Origin of the sequence: Kitasatospora sp. MBT66, assembly GCF_000710405.2 — a bacterium.
Classification (GTDB): domain Bacteria; phylum Actinomycetota; class Actinomycetes; order Streptomycetales; family Streptomycetaceae; genus Kitasatospora; species Kitasatospora purpeofusca.
In genome coordinates, this window is sequence record NZ_JAIY01000006.1 from 985,405 (window position 1) to 985,826 (window position 422).

A 422-nucleotide genomic window follows, 5' to 3' on the forward strand; every position below is an offset into this window, starting at 1 on the left:
GAGCGGCGGGTCGCCGACGGCGAGGCCGCCAGCGAGCAGCGCTCGCAGACCGCCCGCGCCGAGGTCGCCCGGATGGTCGCCCAGGCCACCAAGGAGGCCGAGGCGATCCGCGCCCAGGCCGCCACCAGGAAGGCCGAGGCGGACGCCGCCAAGGCCGCCGCCGCCGAGGAGAGCGAGCGGCTGCGCGCCACCGCCGAGTCGGTGGCCGGCCAGCTGCGCTCCGAGGCCGAGGCCGCGATCGCCGAGATGCGGGCGCAGGCCGAGCGGGACGTCACGGAACTGCGGGCCCAGGCCGAGAGCGCCGCCGAGCGGCTGCGCGGCGAGGCCGAGGAGGCCGGCCGGGCGGCCGGTGCCGCGGAGGCCGCCGCCCACCTGGCCAAGGCCGCCAAGAGCGCCGAGGAGATGCTCGACCGGGCCGGCCG

The 422-nt window shown here is 80.6% G+C and carries 1 pseudogene; it reads left to right on the forward strand.

The annotated features are described in order from the left end of the window. Positions 1-422, forward strand: a pseudogene (locus BI06_RS50835) (hypothetical protein); the annotation flags it as partial.